This is a genomic window from Haloferax elongans ATCC BAA-1513, assembly GCF_000336755.1.
GTDB classification, from domain to species: Archaea; Halobacteriota; Halobacteria; order Halobacteriales; family Haloferacaceae; genus Haloferax; species Haloferax elongans.
This window is the reverse complement of sequence record NZ_AOLK01000021.1, coordinates 228,904-245,303: the sequence shown is the minus strand read 5'-3', so window position 1 is coordinate 245,303 and position 16,400 is coordinate 228,904. Positions and strand designations below refer to the sequence as shown.

The window sequence follows — 16,400 nt, the reverse complement described above, 5'->3', positions numbered from 1 at the left end:
AGACTGATGACCAGAAGTGAGGTGACGGCCGTCGTGATTGCGACGTCCCTCATCGGGGTGGTGCTCTCTCTCGTCGCGGGCTTCGTCGGCAGCACAGTCGACGTTGCGACGAGTGTGTGGGTCGTCGCGGGTCTCCTTGGGGGCGCACCGGGTGCAATCGGGTCGGCGCTTGGAGCGGTGTTTATCGACATCTCCCGCGGGACGCTCGGGTGGGAGACACCGATTCGGGCCCTTTCGGCGTGCGTGACTGCGATTGTTCCCTTTGCGCTCCGTCGCCTCGCGGTCGGCGACGACGTACGACTCTCCTCACTTCGTGACTTCGTTGCCCTCGAATTCGCCGTCATGGTTGGTGTTCTCGGCGGCGTCGCGACCCTCGCGTGGGGTGGCGAACTGCTCGGAACCGTCCCGTTTCTCGTCGCGCCGCGGCTGTTCTTCCCGCAAGTCGTCGGCCCGCTCGTCGCCGTCGCGCTCGTGTTCGGCGTGGGGACGCGCCGCGGCATCGACCTCGACATCGCGAAACGCGCATCACCGATACTCCCACTTCGAGGGACCTACGGCGGCACTGCGTTCATCGTAACCGTCCTCGCCTGGTTCGGTCTCGGCGTCGTCGGCAGCATCGGATACCGGACGTTCGAAATCGTCGCGACCAGCAGTCCGAAACAGTTCACTGACCGCGGCCTCGGCTTCCTGTTGCAGCTCGACACGCCGCTTTTCGGCCCCGGCGCGCGACATCTCCAAATCGCCCTCGGCGTCGCCGCGCTCTCGGTGCTCGCCGCGATTCTGGTCGCCGAGCGACACCGCCCGGACTCGCGACAGGAGGCTATCGTCCTCACCCGGCGCGACGCGCTCATCACCTTCGCGGCCGCCGGTGCCGTCGCCGTCGGCGTCGTGGGCGCGCAACGGCCACTGCAACCCAACGACCCGGGGACGCTCGAAGACCGCGACGTGCAGACGATGTTGGCCGTCGCCGAAGTCGTTCTGCCGTCGGTCGTCACGGTCGAATCTGGGTTCGTCACGACCTATTTCAGACGAACGGGCGATGACCGAGCGCGAGAGCTCAAGCGGGCGCTCGCCGAACTCGACCGCGAGTCGCGACGCGAGTTCGGTCGGCACTTCGCCGACCTCTCGGTGGAGACCCGAGACGAGTACCTGAAAGACCTCGCTGTCGACCGCGTCCCGTCGGACCCGACCGGCGACACCGCCGCGCGACTTCGCTACTACATCGTCGACGCGCTTCTCTACGCGCTGTACAGTTCGCCGAAGGGCTCGAAGCTCCTCGGCATCGAGAACCCCACTGGCTACCCCGGTGGATACGACGACTACCAACGGAAACCCGAGTAATGCCCATCCCCAACCGCACACCTGACACGACCGCAGACCGGACGCCCAGCCCCCGTGCCGACGTATGTATCGTCGGCGCTGGTGTCGCTGGCGGCCTCGTCGCCGCCCAACTCGCAACCGCCGGCTTCGACGTCGTCGTCCTCGACGCAGGTCCCCGATTCGACCGCAGCGACGACCTCGCCCGTATGGAGACGGGACTTCGACCGGTTCACTCGCTCGGCGACGTCTGGGAGATGGGCGGTGCTCGCGACCGGTACACGACTGCTGGAGAGGTGACCTACCCGCTCAACGACCTGCGAGTCAAGGGCGTCGGCGGGACGACGCTCGCGTGGGGTGGATACTCGCCTCGGTTCCACGAGAAAGACTTCGAGATGCAGTCTCGATACGGTCTCGCGAGCGATTGGCCCATCTCCTACGACGACCTCGAACCGTACTACGTTCGCGCCGAGGAGGAACTCGGTGTCGCGGGAAACGACGATAACCCGTTCGTCGAGCGCAGTGCGCCCTTCCAGATGCCAGCGTTCCCACCAAGCCACACGGACACGCTGTTCAGGGACGCATGCGAGGAGCTGGGAATCGCGTTCCACTCGTTGCCGAAGGCAATCTGCTCTGAGCCGTACGACGGCAGAAGCCCGTGTCTCGGCTACAGTACGTGCACGCCGGTCTGTCCCTCGGGCGCGAAGTACACCGGGTTCGTCCACATCCGCAAGGCCGAGAAAGCGGGGGCACGGGTCATCGACAGGGCGACCGTTCGACGCCTCGAACACGGTGCTGACGGGAAGACACTCGAAGCGGCGGTGTATGCGACGCCCGATGGGTCCCAATACCGTCAAGAAGCGCGTTCGTTCGTCCTCGCCGCAGGGGGTGTCGAGACCGCTCGCCTCCTGTTGCTCTCGGCGTCCGACGCCCATCCTGACGGACTCGCAAACTCGTCCGGTGCGGTCGGGCAGAACTTCATGGACCACCTCTATGTGAACTCGCTTGCGACGCTCACTGAACCGCTTCAGCAGGAGCCAATCGGCTACGTCACGAGTCAGTCACAGGAGTTCTACGACCACGACGACCCGACGCCGGGGAGCGTCATGCTCACCTTCGGAAACATCCAGCCGGTGAAGCCTATCGAAGTCGCGCTCCGCGGTGGCGACGCCGTCCTTCGCGAAGACCTCGACGACACTATCATGGGCAATCGGTGGGGCGACGAACTGCTCGACTCGCTCCAGTCACGCGTCAACAGTACGCCGGGTAAACTCGCGATTTACGGTGCCGTCGAGATGCTGCCGGACCCCGACAATCGCATCACGCTCGACAGGAGTACGACCGACGCCTTCGGCGACCCCGTCCCGAACGTTCGCCTCTCACCGGACGCCCACGCCCGGGCCACCGGCGAGTTCGCCACGGAAAAGCAACGGGAGATACTGGGGGCGCTCCCCGTTCCGACCGCAGACATCTCGTCGAGCAATACCTTCGGCCTCGGTGCACACCACATGGGAACCGCACGGATGGGCGACGACCCCGAGGCGAGCGTCGTGAACGCGGAGTTACGAGCCCACGACGTGGACAATCTGTTCGTGGCGTCGAGTGCGGCCTTTACCACCGGTGGGGCCGCCAATCCGACGCTCACTATCGCCGCACTGTCGCTGAAAGCGGCCGACGCGCTCGAACGCGAGTTGCGACAGGGGTGAAGTGAGCCACCAGAAGGCGAGTCGTGTTGAACCGGCGCCACAGTTAACCGTTCCCACAGTATAACGGGTAGTATGAGCACGGAATCCACGACCGGAACGGAAGACAAGGCTGTCGTGGTCACGCCCGACGCGGCGGAGGAGGCGATTTCCCTCCTCGAAGGTGAGTCGATGGATACAGACGTCGCTGGGCTTCGCTTGTTCGTCCAACAGGGCGGCTGTGCCGGACTCTCGTACGGGATGCGGTTCGACAACGAACCCGAGGACGACGACACCGTCGTGGAACGACACGGCCTGCGTGTCTTCGTCGACCCGGCGAGCCTCAACTACATCAGCGGTGCGAAACTGGACTACGAAGGCGGCTTGCAGGGTGCGGGCTTCCACGTCGAGAATCCCAACGCGACGAGCAGTTGCGGGTGCGGTGAATCCTTCCGAACGTAGGCCCCGACTCCTTAAGCCACCCGAGGACAAACCGGGCTTCATGGCCGAACTCGAATCTCACACCATATCCAGTGGGAAGACTGTCTTCGTCGCCCGCGACGAGGTCGAACGCGGGGCGAAAGGACCGTTTTTCATCGTCTACTCGACGGAAGATGCCGAAAGCCGCTGGGGATACCGCTGCGGGAACTGCGACTCGTTCGACACGGCGATGGACACGATGGGTCGCGTCGAGTGTACCGTGTGCAGTAACGTCCGAAAGCCCGAAGAGTGGGACGCTGCCCACGAATAACGACCGCAACTCGAAGCCGACACTGGCTTTTTGTCTTTCTCTGGGTGCTCGTCTCTTTCGTCCCTCTGGTCATCGTCCCTCTGGTCACTCTGGTCACTCCCGGCGACGATGAGCGGGAGTTGTGAGGTTTTGAATGCGACAAAATCGAGGGTGGGAACAGCCACCTCTCAACTTTTGGTATGTCATACCGTGACAATCTTTATGTCACGTGGCGTGGTACGATGACGTGCATGGCCCAGGCTTCGATGCCTCCTGTTCAGGAGGCTCGGTCGATATTCGGCAAGCTGGGGTACACCATCAAAGGTGATGGCCCCGATATGCTTGCCGAGCGCAAGTGGCGTACGGTCCAGGTGACCGCAATGGGTTCGCGTGAAGCGTCTCAGTGCCGACCGGCACTTCCGGACGGAGGCGAGGAGACAGAATATCGCCTTCGCTGTTTCGTGACGTGGAACGACCACGCTGAGACGTTGCGAAAGCGTCTCAGTGGCGTGGACCTACCGTACGAGTGGGCCATTATCGGGGTATCGAACATGGGGGGAGACGACTACCAAGTCGTCCACGGTGTGAACGCATAGCGTCGTTTCCGCCGAAACGTTTTCTCAGCCCAATACATAGTGCGGATATGTCGCAACCCGCGCAGACTGGGCTCCGTCGATTCGTTCGTAGTCGACGCCTCAACGCAGCACTGGCGTGGCTGTTCGCAGGCTTCCTCGTCGCAGTCGCTATCGGAAGCGTCGTGACCGGTGGTGACCTCGTCTGGGGCGGATTCGCTGCGGCCGTCGCTGTGCTCGTGGTCGTTCCAGCGGTCTCCTTCCGGGAACCGACTGCGATGCTCCCGTGGGAGGTGGTCGCGCTCGCGTCGCTGCCGCTCGTGTCTCGCGTCCTCGTCAGCGGGCAGACTATCGGCGGCTTTGCCTTCACCGGCCGGCTCTCGACGTACCTCGCGGTCGCAGCAGTCGCGCTCATCGTCGCCGTCGAGTTGGACGTGTTCACACCGGTTCGGATGAACCGAACGTTCGCCGTCTTCTTCGTCGTCATCGCGACGATGGCCGCCGCGGGCGTCTGGGCCGTCGTCCAGTGGCTTTCGGACCTCTATCTCGGCACGCAACTGCTGTTCAATGGCCGCCCAGACCCAGTCATCGAGGAGGCGATGATGTGGGACTTCGTCGCTGCGACCGTCGCCGGACTCTTCGCAGGGTTGCTCTTCGAGTACTACTTCCGCCGACGCTCTGGGTCGAAACAGCGACTCCCGACCGACCTCGCCGACGTGGGTGAGTCGAACGACGCTGCTGCCGAGGGGACCGTCCCCGACGCGAGTGGTCGTGTCGAACACGACGGGGGTGGGACGCGATGAGAATTCGCGATAAACTCCGCATCAGTACGCACCGCCAGCAGCAACTCTCGCGGGCGATGCAGGTCATCCTCATCGGTCTCGTCTTCATCGGCCTCGACAGGGGTGACATCGGTATCGTGGTCAACGCCTCGGTCGGCCTCGGAGTGACGTACCTGCCCGCTATTCTCGAACGCGACTACCGGATTCCGATGGACACCGGGCTGACCCTCTGGATTTCCTCGGCGGCGTTTCTCCACGCCCTCGGGACCGTTGGACTCCCCGGGTCAGAGACGAACTTCTACGCCGGTATCTGGTGGTGGGACCACCTCACGCACGCCCTGTCGTCGTCGGTCGTCGCAGGCGCGGGCTACGCGACGGTGCGCGCGCTCGACGAACACACCGACGCCATCTACCTCCCGCCGCGGTTCATGTTCGTCTTCATCCTGCTTTTCGTCCTCGCGTTTGGGGTCTTCTGGGAGGTCATCGAGTTCGCCATCTCCGGCGTCGCCGAACTCGCGGGCACTGGGTCGGTGCTGACCCAGTACGGACTCGACGACACGCTCATGGACCTCGTCTTCGACGCCGTCGGTGGCCTCATCGTCGCGCTCTGGGGCACGGCGCATCTCTCGGACGTCGTCGGGGCGATTCAGACGCGGCTCGAACGGACCCCGCGATGAACCGTAGTCGGGAATGATTATTTGTGATAGTAAAACGAAGAGTCACGAGAGATGGTGTTCAAGAAAATCACCCTCATCGGTCGGAGTAACGAGAGTTTCGACGCTGCCGTGGACGATGCCATCGACCGCGCAGAAGAGACGCTCGCGGGCGTCCACTGGGTCGAGGTAGACGAACTCGGCGTCGAAATCGCGTCTGTCGACACGCGAGAGTACCAAGCAGAGGTCACAGTCGCCTTCGAACTGCAACAAGGCGAGTAGTAGCACCACCGAACTGACGCGTCGAACCGTCCGACGACCGTCGGAGCGGCACGGTCCCGTACCTGGAGTGCTCCCGGTCGGCCTCGTCGGCCACACCGTCCCGACGGCTTCTTGTCCACCCGAAACATCACTGACGAGAAGCGAATGCCACGGCTCCTCCACTACTCCGACCTCGAAAACGTCTACGACGACCCCGAGCGCGCCGGCCGTCTCGCCGGGTGCGTCACGGCGCTCGACGACGACGACACGCTCGTCGTCGGCACGGGCGACAACAGCGCGCCGGGCGTCCTCTCGCTGGTCGAACGCGGCGGGCAAGTTCTCGACTTCTACCGCGCCGTCGACGCCGACCTGGAGACGTTCGGCAACCACGAGTTCGACTACGGCCCCGACCGCCTCCGCGAACTCGTCGCCGCCAGCCTTCCGACGTGGGTCTCGTGTAACATCCGCGACGAGGACGGCGAGCGCTTCGCCGCCGACGAAGGGACAGTCCCGTGGGCGACCCGAGACGTAGACGGTGTCACGCTGGGCTTCTTCGGCGTTACCGACCCTGCGACCGGCTCTATCAACCCCGAGGCGGTCGACGTGACGTTCGACGACCCCTACGTCGAAGCGACAGCGGCCGCAACAGCCCTCCGCGACGACGGAGCCGACTACGTCATCGCCCTCTCGCACCTCGGCAGCGGCGACGACGAACTCGCCCGCCGCTGCGACGTGGACCTCATCCTCGGCGGTCACGTCCACGCCGAGCGCGACGACGTGGTCGAGGGCGTCCCCATCGTCCGCCCCGGCGCGAACGGTCACGTCGTCTGGGAAGTTCGCATCGACGACGACCGCGTGGAGACGGTTCGGCACAAGACCGCCGAGTACCGACCCGACGAATCGTTCGTCAGGGCGCTCAACGGTCGCGTCGATGCCGCAGGACTCGACGAGGTGCTGTGTCGAATCGACCGGCCCATGGACCGCTCAGAGGAGACGGTCGCCGCGGGCGAATGTCGCATCGGCAACGCCATCGCCGACGCCTACCGGTGGGCGACTGGTGCCGACGTGGGCCTGCAAAACAGCGGCGGCATCCGGTCCGGCCCGCCAATCGGTCCCGACGTCACTCACGCCGACCTCGTGAGTCTGGTCCCGTTCGAAGAACAACTCGTGGTCGCCGAAGTGACGGGCACGGAACTCCTCGCGGTGTTCAACGCCGCCCGCGGCGCGACGATGGGATTCGGCGAACCCGACTGGTGGCACGCCCAGATTAGCGGTGCGCGAATCGTCTGGGACGACGAGCAAAACGAGGTCATCGAGGCGACTGTCGACGGCGAGGCAATCGACCCCGACGCGTACTACACGCTCGCGACGAGCGACTACATCCTCCACACGACACAGGAGTTCCCGGCGGTCACGCAGTCCCACCGCGCTGGCGAGTACGGCATCCAACACGAGGTGCTGGCGGAGTATGCCCGCGAGGTCGGCTTCGACGCGGCAGTCGAAGGACGCATCGAGCGCCGGTCCGCACGCCCGGCAGAGGACTGACCCGTGGTGACAGTCCGCGCCCTCGTCGGCGAGTCCGTCCGCGAGGGAAAGGTTCAGGCACGCCCGGCAAGTGGGTTCCGAGTATGACACGCGTCGTGGTCCCGGTTCGGTACCCGCTTTCGAAACACTCGCGGGCGACGCTCGAAGAGGCCGTCCGAATCGCCCGTGAGCGCGACGCCGAGTTGACAGTCCTCCACGTCGACCTCTACCAGTCGAACCGCGGGGTGACGCGAACCGAACTCAAACGGGCGGTCGAACGCGAGTTCGGCCCCCTCGTTCGCGCCCGCTACGTCGTCCGTCGCGGCTTCCTCGTCGAGGAGACGATTCTCGAAGAGGTGGCCGCCGAGGAAGCGGACATCGTCGTCATCGGGTCGAAGCAGGCGAGTCGCTGGCGGCGGATGCTCCGGCGCTTCCTCGACGACCCTGACATCGACATGTACCTCCGGGAGAAACTGGATTGTACGGTGATTACGGTTCGCGCAGACAGTTAGGGCAGGTAAGAGAGGTCGCGGACTGTCACGCTTCGGCGGTGCTGTTCTCGTCGTCTCGCGTCTCGTTTACTCGTCGTCTCGCTCGCCGTCGCCTTTCTCGTCGGCAGCACCTTTCTCGCCGTCGCCCTTCTCGTCGCCACCATCCCCTTCCTCGTCGAGCGGCGTGTCAGCCACCGACTCAGCATCTGTCGGCGGCGACGCAACGACGTGCCGCGCGTCCGATTCAGCGGTCCCTCCGGCGACTTGAGCCGCGCCGTTTGCGCTGTCGCCGGTGACGCGGACCGCTCCACTCGTCTCGTCGAAGACGAGGTGGGTGTGCGGGTACGCGAACTCGATGTTGGCGTCGGACTCTTCGAGGAGGTCCCAGAGGCGCGTCTGGACCTCCGACTGAATTCGAAGTAGTTTGTACGGCTTGAGCGACCAGTACCGGAGGCGAAAGAGGACGCCGTTGTCGGCGTACGACTGGATGTACGCGGTCGGTTTCGCCGGGTAGCGGGCGCTCCCGATGCGGATGTCCGGCCCGCCTTCGATGACTTGGTCGCAGTCGCGGGCGGCGCGTTCGATGAGGTTGCGGGCGGCGTCGAGGTCCGACTCGTAGGTGACGAGAATGTCGAGTGATAGGCGTGTGCGCTCGTCCTCGGCGGAGTAGTTGATGACGTCGCGCTCGCGGATGGTCGAGTTCGGCATCACGAGGAAGGTGTTGTCGAGGGTGAACACCTTCGTGTAGCGGAGGTTTATCTCGTCGACGAAGCCGCGCGTGCCGTCGTCGAGTTCTATCATGTCGCCGATTTCGTAGGGCTGGTCGGCGAGGATGAACACCCCGTTGATGATACTTCCGACGATGGGCGCGAGCACGATACCGAGGACGGCCGAGAACACCGTCACCGAGAGGACGATGTCGCCGAGTTGGAGGCCGACCAGGCTCGCGGCGGCCGCGGCCCCGGTCAAGACAATCGACAGACGAACGATGCGGAGGATGGTCTGTGCGACGCTCTGGCGGTGGAACTGACGGGCGACCGGGCGGCCAATCAGGCGAACGACGTACTTCGAGACGACGATGCTGAGCGCGATGACGAGGACTGCAGTGACGATGTTCCATCCCGGGAAAATCAGCGAGTCGGGGACGAACTCCGGCGGAGTCACGCCACTCGTCTGGAGCGCGACGGAGGCGGAATTTGTGGCAGTCACCGCGACTCACCCGCTAATCGACCCACATCGCCGGTGTTTCGCTCGACTCCGCGCATAGCAATCGCAACGGGGAGCGACGAAAAAAGGGTTGTCACTGTCGGAGCCGGTGGCGGCAGACTCGGGACGAACGGATATGTGTCAATTACTTGTAAGAACAGCATGGATTACAGTGAGGCACACCAACCGGCGTTCCAGATAACTCACGAGACGACACCGAGTAACGTGCTGCTGTGTGGGTTCTTCGACGGGGCGAACGCGGCGCTGGTCGAACGCGGCATCGACTCACCACTCGGTGTCGGCGTCTTCGTCACGCCGGTCCACGCACAGGCACCAGACGTGGAGGCCGCGATTCGGCTCGTCGACGCCGCAAACGACGTGTACGACCTCGGTGCAACGTCCGCTCCGCTGAATTCGTTTGCCGCAGAAGTCCGCCAGTACTACGCCGAACTCGCCGACCGACTCCAGGAAAGCGAACCCGACCTGCCCGATGATAGGATGTATATGTGATGAACCGATACTTCGTTTTACACCCGTTACGGAACGGGGTGCTACTCGAATTTTAGTAAATGGTTTACGTGATGCCGTAGAGGACACGACCATGGCTGACGAACTGCGCCTCACGATGGAGCGCGTTGGCGAGCGGTTCAATCTCGGTGAATACGAAATCGACGCGTATCTCGCTGTTCTCGAACACGGACAACTGACGGCGAGCGAAATCGCCGACCGAACGAGCATCCCGCAACCGCGGGTGTACGACACGGTCCGAAGTCTCTCGGACCGCGGTCTGGTCGAGCTCAGAGAGTCGCGCCCGATGAAAATCGTCGCCGTCGACCCCGACGACGCCTTTTCGAACGTCAAGACCTCGCTCGAAGAACTCATCGAGGAACTCGAAGCGCGGTACACCGCACCCGCCCGCGACACCGAGGCCGTCTCGCTCGTGAAGTCGCGGTCGACCATCCTGCGCTACGTCGAAGAGATTATCGAGGCCGCAGAGTACGAACTCGTCCTCTCGTTGACGCCCGACCTGCTGCGTCGCTTCCGCGACGACCTCGCCGCCGCCATCGACAGCGGCGTGAGCATCGACCTGCTCATCACGCCCGCCTCTCGCGCTCCTGACCCGAGCGAGTTCAACTACCTCGACGTGGCGACCATCGCCCGCGCGCGCCGCGGCATCACCACGCCGGTCCTCGCAGTCGCCGACGGCGAGTACTCCATCTACGCCACGCAGGACGCCCTGCGCGACGACCGCGACCGCTACGGCGTCATCTTCAACCGCTCCGCGCTCGGCTTCCTCGTGAGCGGCTTCTTCGGGACCGTCCTCTGGAGCACTGCCGAGACCATCGTCGCCGACGGCAAGAAGCGACCCTTCCCGCGCCGCTACGCCTCTATCCGCCGCGCAGTCAAGGACATCCGCGAACTCGACGGCAACTTCTACGCCTCCGTCTCCGGCCGCGACATCGAGACGGGCGACCCAATCGTCGTCGAGGGCCGCGTCATCGAGACGGCCTTCGAAGACACCGAAGAAGTCGCGTCGCTCCACATCGAGACCGACGAAGGAATCGTCGAAGTCGGCGGTCTCGTCGCTGCGCTCGAAGACGTCGAAGGACAAGAGATTCTGCTCGGCCGCGACGAAGTGCCGAACCGCGACCAGTTCGCCTAACTCGTCGCCGCGTTTCGTTTTTCGTTACTCCTCGTCGAACTCGTAGACGACCGACCCGCACTCCTCGCAGGCGAGGACTTCCTGTTCCGGCGAGTCGTAGATGCTCGCTGTGCCACCGCAGCAGTCTCGCGTCGTCGTTTCTTCGAGTGCACCGCCACAGGACGGACAGACTTCTGCGAACATGCGAATCGGCTCTGTCGCCGCGAGAGCGACCATCGGGTCGACACCGCGTTCGATAACCGTGTAGAGCGTCGCAACGTCGGCGATAGCCTGCGTGCGCGAGAGCCAGACCGATAGGTCGGGGCCGTGGAGTCCGATGCCGTCGTACTCGGGTGACGCCTCGGCTTCGAACGGAACGGCGGTTTCGACCGCGTCGGCCAGTTCGTCGTCGCTTCCTTTTCGGAGCGTCGCCATCGTGTCTTCCCACTCTGCTCGGGCGTCGTCGTCGAGGAACAGGCCGTCCGGTTCTTCGACCAGTACGCCAGCGTCGAGGAGCGTCGAGAGCATGACCTCCGGGTCGACGTTGGCGTCGAGCGACTCTGACTTTCGGGGTTCGTCTTCGTCGTGGCCGAAGACGCCAGCGAGACCGACGGCTGCGACGAGTCCGGGCGCGAACGATGGCGTGCCGGGAACGACGTAGCCTCGGAAGTAGACGGCGAGTGCGCCGAGTCCGAGGACGATGACACCGGCCGGAATCCAGAGGAATCCGAGCGCGAGTGCCGCGGCCGCGACGACGACGGCGTTGACGACGGTACAGGGAGGACAGCGGTTCTCACCGGTGTACTCTGGTCGTTTGAGTGCGTCGAGGAGTGTCATGATACGAGACGAAGGGAGTGTGCGCGTTTTGCTATCGGAGTCTGTTCAGTTCGCTGGTGGGGCTTCGACGGGGTCGAGGCGGACCGAGCGGCCTTCTTCGGACGACCGATAGATGGCGTCGATGACGCGCTGGACCGCGAGGCCCTGTTCGACCGTGTTTCGGCCGGGGTGTTCGCCCGCGGCGACTGCTTCGAGGAAGAGCTTCTGTTCGGACTTGTGGGTGTCGTTGGGCTGGGTTTCGATGTTGGCCGTGCTGAGGTGGTTGCCGCCGCCGGTGCCGCCCTCGTACACTTCGAGTTCGTGGCTGGCGCGGTCGAAGCGAGCGCCGCCCTCGGTGCCGCGGAGGAAGAACTCGTCGTTGGTCGGGCGGTTCGTCGCCCACGCGACTTCGAGCGAGATGGTCGTCCCCTCGGCGGTTCGGATGAACGCACTCGCGGAGTCGTCCACGTCGAACCCTTCGGGACCGACGTCGTCGCCCCACATCTCGACGAACGTGTAGTCGTCTTTGTCGCCGAACTGCGAGCGAGTGACGCCCGAGACTTCGACGACCTTGGGGAAGTCGAGGAAGTAGAGCGCGAGGTCGATAGCGTGAACGCCGATGTCGATGAGCGAGCCGCCACCGGAGATATCCTTCGAGGTGAACCACGACCCACGGCCGGGGATGCCGCGTCGGCGCACGTAGTTGGCTTCGATGTGAGACATGTCGCCGAACCGGCCGTCTTCGTAGTAGTGGCGAACGACTTCGACGGGGTTGGCAAAGCGGTTGTTGAAACCGACCATACAGAAGCCATCAGCCTGCTTCGCGGCGTCGGCGATGCGCTCGGCGGATTCGAGCGAGTGCGCGAGCGGCTTTTCGAGAAGCACGTCGAGACCGGCGTCGAGGGCCGCGACGGCGTACTCCTCGTGGAAGCGGTTCGGGGTCGTGATGACGACGGCGTCGACCTCACCGAACAGTTCTGCTTTCTCTTCGTAGGTGTTCACGTCGTACTTCTCTGCGAACCGTCGTCGGGCGTCGGCCTGGATGTCGAGGCCGCCGACGAGGTCGGCACCAAGGTCGACCAATCGGTCTGCGTGGTGGTGCCCGATGTTGCCGAGTCCGACGATACCGACCCGGACTGATGACGATGTATTCATGATTCAATTATTAACTACTACTGGTGTTAAGTTTCACGTTCTGTGGTCTGTATTGCCAGAATCGAGGGCAATCGCCCGAAAGCGCGCCGGTCGCTGGCTGTCTCGACCGGCCGTCAATAGAGCTGTTCTTCGCGCTCCTTGCGCTCTTCTTCGCGGCGCTCTTTTTCCTTGAGTTTCCGACGGCCTCGAAGGTACTGTCGCCCCTTCGGGATGAATTTGTTCTTCACGTCAAGGACGAACGAGACGATACCGTACGCCCAAAAGAAGAACAGGACTGTCATCCCGCCGAGGTAGAGTATTCCGAGTTCGTTGACCATAGGTACGTGATACCGTGTGTTGTGGATAAGCGTTGTGTGGGTGTGACGACTCAGTCGTCGCTTTCGGCCTCCGCATCAGCAGGCCCGCTGGCCTGGATGGTGCTTTCGATGCCGTGACTGAGTGCGATACCCGTCTCCGTGTCGAAGAGGTGGACTCTGGTCCGGTCGAGGACGACTTCGACGTCTCTGTCTTCTTCGATGTCGGAGTCCGGCGAGACGCTCATCAGGAGTTGGTCGTTGGCGGCGACCGACGCCTCTTCGAGGTCCGCGTGTGCTTCTTCGGCGAGCTTCAGGTAGACGAATATCTCGTCACCCATCGGCTCCAACACGTCCGTCGTCGCCTCGATTCGGTGGGTCGGGTTCGCCACCTGTCGCTCGTTCTGGACGAGGTAGACGTCCTCGGGTCGGATACCCATCGTCACGTCTCTGCCCACTTCGACACCCACGTTGGCGGGGTCGAACTCGACGTCGATGTTGGTCGAGACGAACCCGTTTTCGGTAATCTCCCCGTCGAGGAAGTTCATCGAGGGCGACCCGATGAACCCGGCGACAAAGAGGTTCGCAGGCTCGTTGTAGCAGACGAGCGGCGGGTCGATTTGCTGGAGTTGGCCGGAGTCGATGACCGCGATGCGGTCGGACATCGTCATCGCCTCTGCCTGGTCGTGAGTGACGTAGACGATGGTCGTATCCAGCTCTTTGTGCAGGCGCTGGAGTTCCGTGCGCATGTGGACGCGGAGCTTCGCGTCGAGGTTCGCAAGCGGCTCGTCCATCAGGAACACGTCGGGGTTGCGAACGATTGCGCGGGCGATGGCGACGCGCTGTCGCTGCCCACCAGACATCTCGTCGGGCATGCGCTCAAGCATCCCGCCGAGTTGCACAATCTCGGAGGCGCGCTCGACGCGGCGGTCGATTTCCTCCTTGTCGTAGTTGCGGAGACGGAGACCGAACGAGATGTTGTCGTACACGTCCATGTGCGGGAACAGCGCGATGTTCTGGAACACCATCGCCACCCCGCGGTCCTTCGGCGGGAGGTTCGTGACCTCGCGGTCGCCGATGAAGACCTTCCCCTCCGAGGGGATAGTCAGCCCCGCAATCATCTCCATGGTCGTCGACTTGCCGCATCCCGATGGACCGACGAGGCAGATAAATTCGCCGTCGTTGATTTCGAGATTCATGTCGTCGACCGCCGTTACGTCGTCGTAGTGCTTGCTTACGTGTTCGAGTTTAACGTCTCCCATGGTTACTCCTTCAGTGCTCCTGCAGTCAGTCCACTGACGATGCGCTCTTGTGCTATGATAACAAGGACCGCCACAGGTAAGACTCCCACGATGGAAGCGGCGGCCATCAGGTTAAACGGCGTGTCGAACTGGCCCTGATATTTCAGGATACCAGCGACGATGGGTGCCCACGAGGAGGCCTCACCGTTGTTCATCAGGAACGAGAAGAAGAACTCGTTGTACACTGCGATGAACGTGAGGACGCCCGCGGTCGCCACGCCGGGTGCCGAAAGCGGCACGATGACGCGGAACAGCGCCCCGAGGCGCGTGGTTCCTTCGACCCGTGCTGCATCCTCCAACCCGTCTGGAATCTGTCCGTAGAAGGTCGTGAGGATGAAGATAGACAAGGGAAGGAACAGTGCGCTAAAGGGCAGCACCATCGGTGCCGGCGTGTTGAACAGGTCCGGCGACGAGATGGTGACAGCACCGATGCTCAGCGCGGTGTTCCCGGTGAACAGCTCGAACAGCGGGATGAGGAACGCTGCCGGTGGGAAGTACGAGATGGCGAGGATACCGAGCATCAGGATGCTCTTTCCGGGGAATCGAAGCCGCCCGAAGACGTACCCCGCGAGGCTCGCGATGAGCAACACGATGACAGTCGTCGAAATACCGAGCACGAAGCTGTTGAACATGAACAGGTGGAACGGTACCCGTTCGAACATCGTGATGAACACCTCAGGCTGGAAGCCCTTCGGCAGCAGTCCCATGTTGGTGATGAGGCGGTTCGGCGTGAGCGCCAGCACCAACAGCCAGTAGAACGGGAACAGCGTCGTGACCAGGAAGAACACCGTCGCGACGTAGAACATCGCGCGGTAGACTCTGTCCGGGTTCTTGATTGCCTTGTCCACCCACCGGCCGAGTGGACCGCGTTTCATCTCTGCGTCGTCGGCTCCGACACCGACGCCGGATGTTTCGCTGGACATGTTAGATTCCCTCGCTGGCGAAGTTGACGATGTACACGGAGACCACGACGGCGATGATGCCCGCGGTGACGAACGCCACCGTCGCCGAGGTTCCGTACAGCGGTGCGTTGAACGTGGTGACGACGAGACACGAGAGGGACGGAACCGTCTGGCACCCGGCCATCGTCTCGATGATACCGTAGACCCGCATCGCGTCGATGGTGCGGAACAGCATCGCGACCAGCACCGTCGGCAGGATGAGCGGGAAGGTAATCAGCTTGAACTGCTGCCAGCGCGACGCGCCAGCCACCTTCGCCACGTCGTACAGCGACCGGTCGATGCTCTGCATCCCGGCGAGGATGAGAAGCGCCATGAACGCTGACGTCTTCCACACGTCGGCCACGATGATGAGGAACAGCGCGTCTGCGGTGTCACGCAGCGGCGTCGTTCCGATGAGTCCGAGTTGGTTCAACAGCGCCGGATTGTCGCTCGTCCCGATGAGGAAGCCGATGTTCGGCTGGAACATCAGGAAGAAAATCATCCCCTGGATGACGATGGGCACCGCCCACGGGATGATGATTGCGACGCGGACCCATCGCCGACCACGGAAGTCCTGGTCGAGGATGAGCGCCTGACCGAAGCCGATGAGTGTTTCGAAGAGCACGCTGAACAGGGTGAAGATGAGCGTCACCATCAGCGCGCTCGAGTAAATGTCCGTTACGAACGGGAACTGTGTCGTGAACGTCGGGAGGAACGCAGACGGCAGTGCGAAGTCTCGTGCTCCGGTGAACAGGTCGATGTAGTTCTGCAGCCCGACGAACTCACCCAGGCGTGCGGACCCCGTTAGCTGGTCGGCGAACAGCGACATGCTGAACGTCTGGACCAGTGGGTAGACCGCGATTACCCCCAAAAGGATGAGTGCGGGTGCGAGAAGCAGGTACGCGAACTGCGTCTCCGAAAGCGTTTCCATCCAGTTTACCGCCGACGCATACGGGCCGGTGCGCCGGGAATCAGAAACTGCCTCCCCCGATTGTTGTTCTGTAGCCATGACAATTGATAACGTTTGTTTGGGG

General features: G+C 63.3%; 18 protein-coding genes and 1 pseudogene. 12 read left to right on the top strand and 7 right to left on the bottom strand.

Annotated features, from left to right (window positions below):
- The first annotated feature begins 6 nt into the window (after positions 1-6).
- The 10 genes from C453_RS14080 (at position 7) to C453_RS14035 (ending at position 8,033) form a co-directional block, all read left to right on the top strand.
- Complete coding sequence (locus C453_RS14080; RefSeq protein WP_008325373.1) at positions 7-1,341, top strand: gluconate 2-dehydrogenase subunit 3 family protein; 1,335 nt, start codon at positions 7-9, stop codon at positions 1,339-1,341.
- On the top strand, positions 1,341-3,023 hold the full coding sequence (locus tag C453_RS14075; protein ID WP_008325372.1) for a GMC family oxidoreductase: 1,683 nt from the start codon (positions 1,341-1,343) through the stop codon (positions 3,021-3,023). The genes C453_RS14080 and C453_RS14075 overlap by 1 nt, the downstream gene beginning before the upstream one ends.
- A 72-nt stretch (positions 3,024-3,095) precedes the next feature.
- Positions 3,096-3,461, top strand: coding sequence for a HesB/IscA family protein (locus C453_RS14070; RefSeq protein WP_008325371.1), 366 nt, complete (start codon positions 3,096-3,098; stop codon positions 3,459-3,461).
- A gap of 40 nt (positions 3,462-3,501) precedes the next feature.
- Positions 3,502-3,750: a DUF5816 domain-containing protein gene (locus C453_RS14065; protein WP_008325370.1), complete on the top strand. Its 249-nt coding sequence runs from the start codon at positions 3,502-3,504 to the stop codon at positions 3,748-3,750.
- Positions 3,751-3,980: 230 nt separating this feature from the next.
- Positions 3,981-4,325, top strand: a complete 345-nt coding sequence (locus tag C453_RS14060; RefSeq protein WP_193788068.1) for a DUF7116 family protein — start codon at positions 3,981-3,983, stop codon at positions 4,323-4,325.
- 47 nt (positions 4,326-4,372) lie between these two features.
- Positions 4,373-5,104, top strand: coding sequence for a hypothetical protein (locus C453_RS14055; protein WP_008325368.1), 732 nt, complete (start codon positions 4,373-4,375; stop codon positions 5,102-5,104).
- Positions 5,101-5,760, top strand: a complete 660-nt coding sequence (locus C453_RS14050; RefSeq protein ID WP_008325367.1) for a hypothetical protein — start codon at positions 5,101-5,103, stop codon at positions 5,758-5,760. Before C453_RS14055 ends, C453_RS14050 begins: the two co-directional genes overlap by 4 nt.
- 51 nt (positions 5,761-5,811) lie before the next feature.
- The gene (locus tag C453_RS14045; protein ID WP_007543362.1) at positions 5,812-6,018 is read left to right on the top strand and encodes a dodecin; all 207 of its coding nucleotides are present in this window, start codon (positions 5,812-5,814) and stop codon (positions 6,016-6,018) included.
- 144 nt (positions 6,019-6,162) lie between these two features.
- Positions 6,163-7,542 (top strand): bifunctional metallophosphatase/5'-nucleotidase, encoded by a 1,380-nt coding sequence (locus C453_RS14040; RefSeq protein WP_008325366.1) that lies wholly within the window; start codon positions 6,163-6,165, stop codon positions 7,540-7,542.
- Between the two features lie 83 nt (positions 7,543-7,625).
- A complete protein-coding gene (locus tag C453_RS14035) occupies positions 7,626-8,033 on the top strand; it encodes a universal stress protein (protein WP_007543367.1) in 408 nt (135 codons plus the stop codon).
- A 66-nt stretch (positions 8,034-8,099) separates the two neighbouring features.
- Here the strand turns inward: C453_RS14035 and C453_RS14030 are convergent, their stop codons facing one another.
- Positions 8,100-9,221: a mechanosensitive ion channel family protein gene (locus C453_RS14030; RefSeq protein ID WP_008325365.1), complete on the bottom strand. Its 1,122-nt coding sequence runs from the start codon at positions 9,219-9,221 to the stop codon at positions 8,100-8,102.
- Positions 9,222-9,455: 234 nt separating this feature from the next.
- Between C453_RS14030 and C453_RS14025 the strand changes: the two are divergent.
- Together C453_RS14025 and trmB are read left to right on the top strand one after the other, a co-directional pair.
- Positions 9,456-9,728: pseudogene (locus C453_RS14025) on the top strand (proteasome assembly chaperone family protein); the annotation flags it as partial.
- A 91-nt stretch (positions 9,729-9,819) separates the two neighbouring features.
- Positions 9,820-10,881 (top strand): HTH-type sugar sensing transcriptional regulator TrmB, encoded by a 1,062-nt coding sequence (gene trmB / locus C453_RS14020; RefSeq protein ID WP_008325359.1) that lies wholly within the window; start codon positions 9,820-9,822, stop codon positions 10,879-10,881.
- A 24-nt stretch (positions 10,882-10,905) separates the two neighbouring features.
- Here the strand turns inward: trmB and C453_RS14015 are convergent, their stop codons facing one another.
- The 6 genes from C453_RS14015 to C453_RS13990 all read right to left on the bottom strand — a co-directional run bounded on the left by C453_RS14015 (position 10,906) and on the right by C453_RS13990 (position 16,297).
- Entirely contained in the window at positions 10,906-11,697 is a 792-nt protein-coding gene (locus C453_RS14015; protein ID WP_008325356.1) for a hypothetical protein, read from the bottom strand.
- Between the two features lie 45 nt (positions 11,698-11,742).
- On the bottom strand, positions 11,743-12,831 hold the full coding sequence (locus tag C453_RS14010; protein ID WP_008325354.1) for a Gfo/Idh/MocA family protein: 1,089 nt from the start codon (positions 12,829-12,831) through the stop codon (positions 11,743-11,745).
- 113 nt (positions 12,832-12,944) lie between these two features.
- Positions 12,945-13,148, bottom strand: a complete 204-nt coding sequence (locus C453_RS14005; protein WP_007543377.1) for a hypothetical protein — start codon at positions 13,146-13,148, stop codon at positions 12,945-12,947.
- A gap of 50 nt (positions 13,149-13,198) precedes the next feature.
- Complete coding sequence (locus tag C453_RS14000) at positions 13,199-14,386, bottom strand: ABC transporter ATP-binding protein (protein WP_008325346.1); 1,188 nt, start codon at positions 14,384-14,386, stop codon at positions 13,199-13,201.
- A 2-nt stretch (positions 14,387-14,388) separates the two neighbouring features.
- Positions 14,389-15,348: a carbohydrate ABC transporter permease gene (locus C453_RS13995; protein WP_008325344.1), complete on the bottom strand. Its 960-nt coding sequence runs from the start codon at positions 15,346-15,348 to the stop codon at positions 14,389-14,391.
- A gap of 1 nt (position 15,349) precedes the next feature.
- A complete protein-coding gene (locus C453_RS13990; RefSeq protein WP_008325341.1) occupies positions 15,350-16,297 on the bottom strand; it encodes a carbohydrate ABC transporter permease in 948 nt (315 codons plus the stop codon).
- Positions 16,298-16,400 lie beyond the last annotated feature (103 nt).

Bases quoted from the DNA above. Each gene is read 5' to 3' on its own strand.
- C453_RS14075 (WP_008325372.1), top strand. From the start codon at position 1,341: ATGCCCATCCCCAACCGCACACCTGACACGACCGCAGACCGGACGCCC.
- C453_RS14050 (WP_008325367.1), top strand. From the start codon at position 5,101: ATGAGAATTCGCGATAAACTCCGCATCAGTACGCACCGCCAGCAGCAA.
- C453_RS14015 (WP_008325356.1), bottom strand. From the start codon at position 11,697: ATGACACTCCTCGACGCACTCAAACGACCAGAGTACACCGGTGAGAAC.
- trmB (WP_008325359.1), top strand. From the start codon at position 9,820: ATGGCTGACGAACTGCGCCTCACGATGGAGCGCGTTGGCGAGCGGTTC.
- C453_RS14040 (WP_008325366.1), top strand. From the start codon at position 6,163: ATGCCACGGCTCCTCCACTACTCCGACCTCGAAAACGTCTACGACGAC.
- C453_RS13995 (WP_008325344.1), bottom strand. From the start codon at position 15,348: ATGTCCAGCGAAACATCCGGCGTCGGTGTCGGAGCCGACGACGCAGAG.
- C453_RS14070 (WP_008325371.1), top strand. From the start codon at position 3,096: ATGAGCACGGAATCCACGACCGGAACGGAAGACAAGGCTGTCGTGGTC.
- C453_RS14060 (WP_193788068.1), top strand. From the start codon at position 3,981: ATGGCCCAGGCTTCGATGCCTCCTGTTCAGGAGGCTCGGTCGATATTC.
- C453_RS14010 (WP_008325354.1), bottom strand. From the start codon at position 12,831: ATGAATACATCGTCATCAGTCCGGGTCGGTATCGTCGGACTCGGCAAC.
- C453_RS14065 (WP_008325370.1), top strand. From the start codon at position 3,502: ATGGCCGAACTCGAATCTCACACCATATCCAGTGGGAAGACTGTCTTC.
- C453_RS14080 (WP_008325373.1), top strand. From the start codon at position 7: ATGACCAGAAGTGAGGTGACGGCCGTCGTGATTGCGACGTCCCTCATC.
- C453_RS13990 (WP_008325341.1), bottom strand. From the start codon at position 16,297: ATGGAAACGCTTTCGGAGACGCAGTTCGCGTACCTGCTTCTCGCACCC.
- C453_RS14005 (WP_007543377.1), bottom strand. From the start codon at position 13,148: ATGGTCAACGAACTCGGAATACTCTACCTCGGCGGGATGACAGTCCTG.
- C453_RS14045 (WP_007543362.1), top strand. From the start codon at position 5,812: ATGGTGTTCAAGAAAATCACCCTCATCGGTCGGAGTAACGAGAGTTTC.
- C453_RS14035 (WP_007543367.1), top strand. From the start codon at position 7,626: ATGACACGCGTCGTGGTCCCGGTTCGGTACCCGCTTTCGAAACACTCG.
- C453_RS14000 (WP_008325346.1), bottom strand. From the start codon at position 14,386: ATGGGAGACGTTAAACTCGAACACGTAAGCAAGCACTACGACGACGTA.
- C453_RS14055 (WP_008325368.1), top strand. From the start codon at position 4,373: ATGTCGCAACCCGCGCAGACTGGGCTCCGTCGATTCGTTCGTAGTCGA.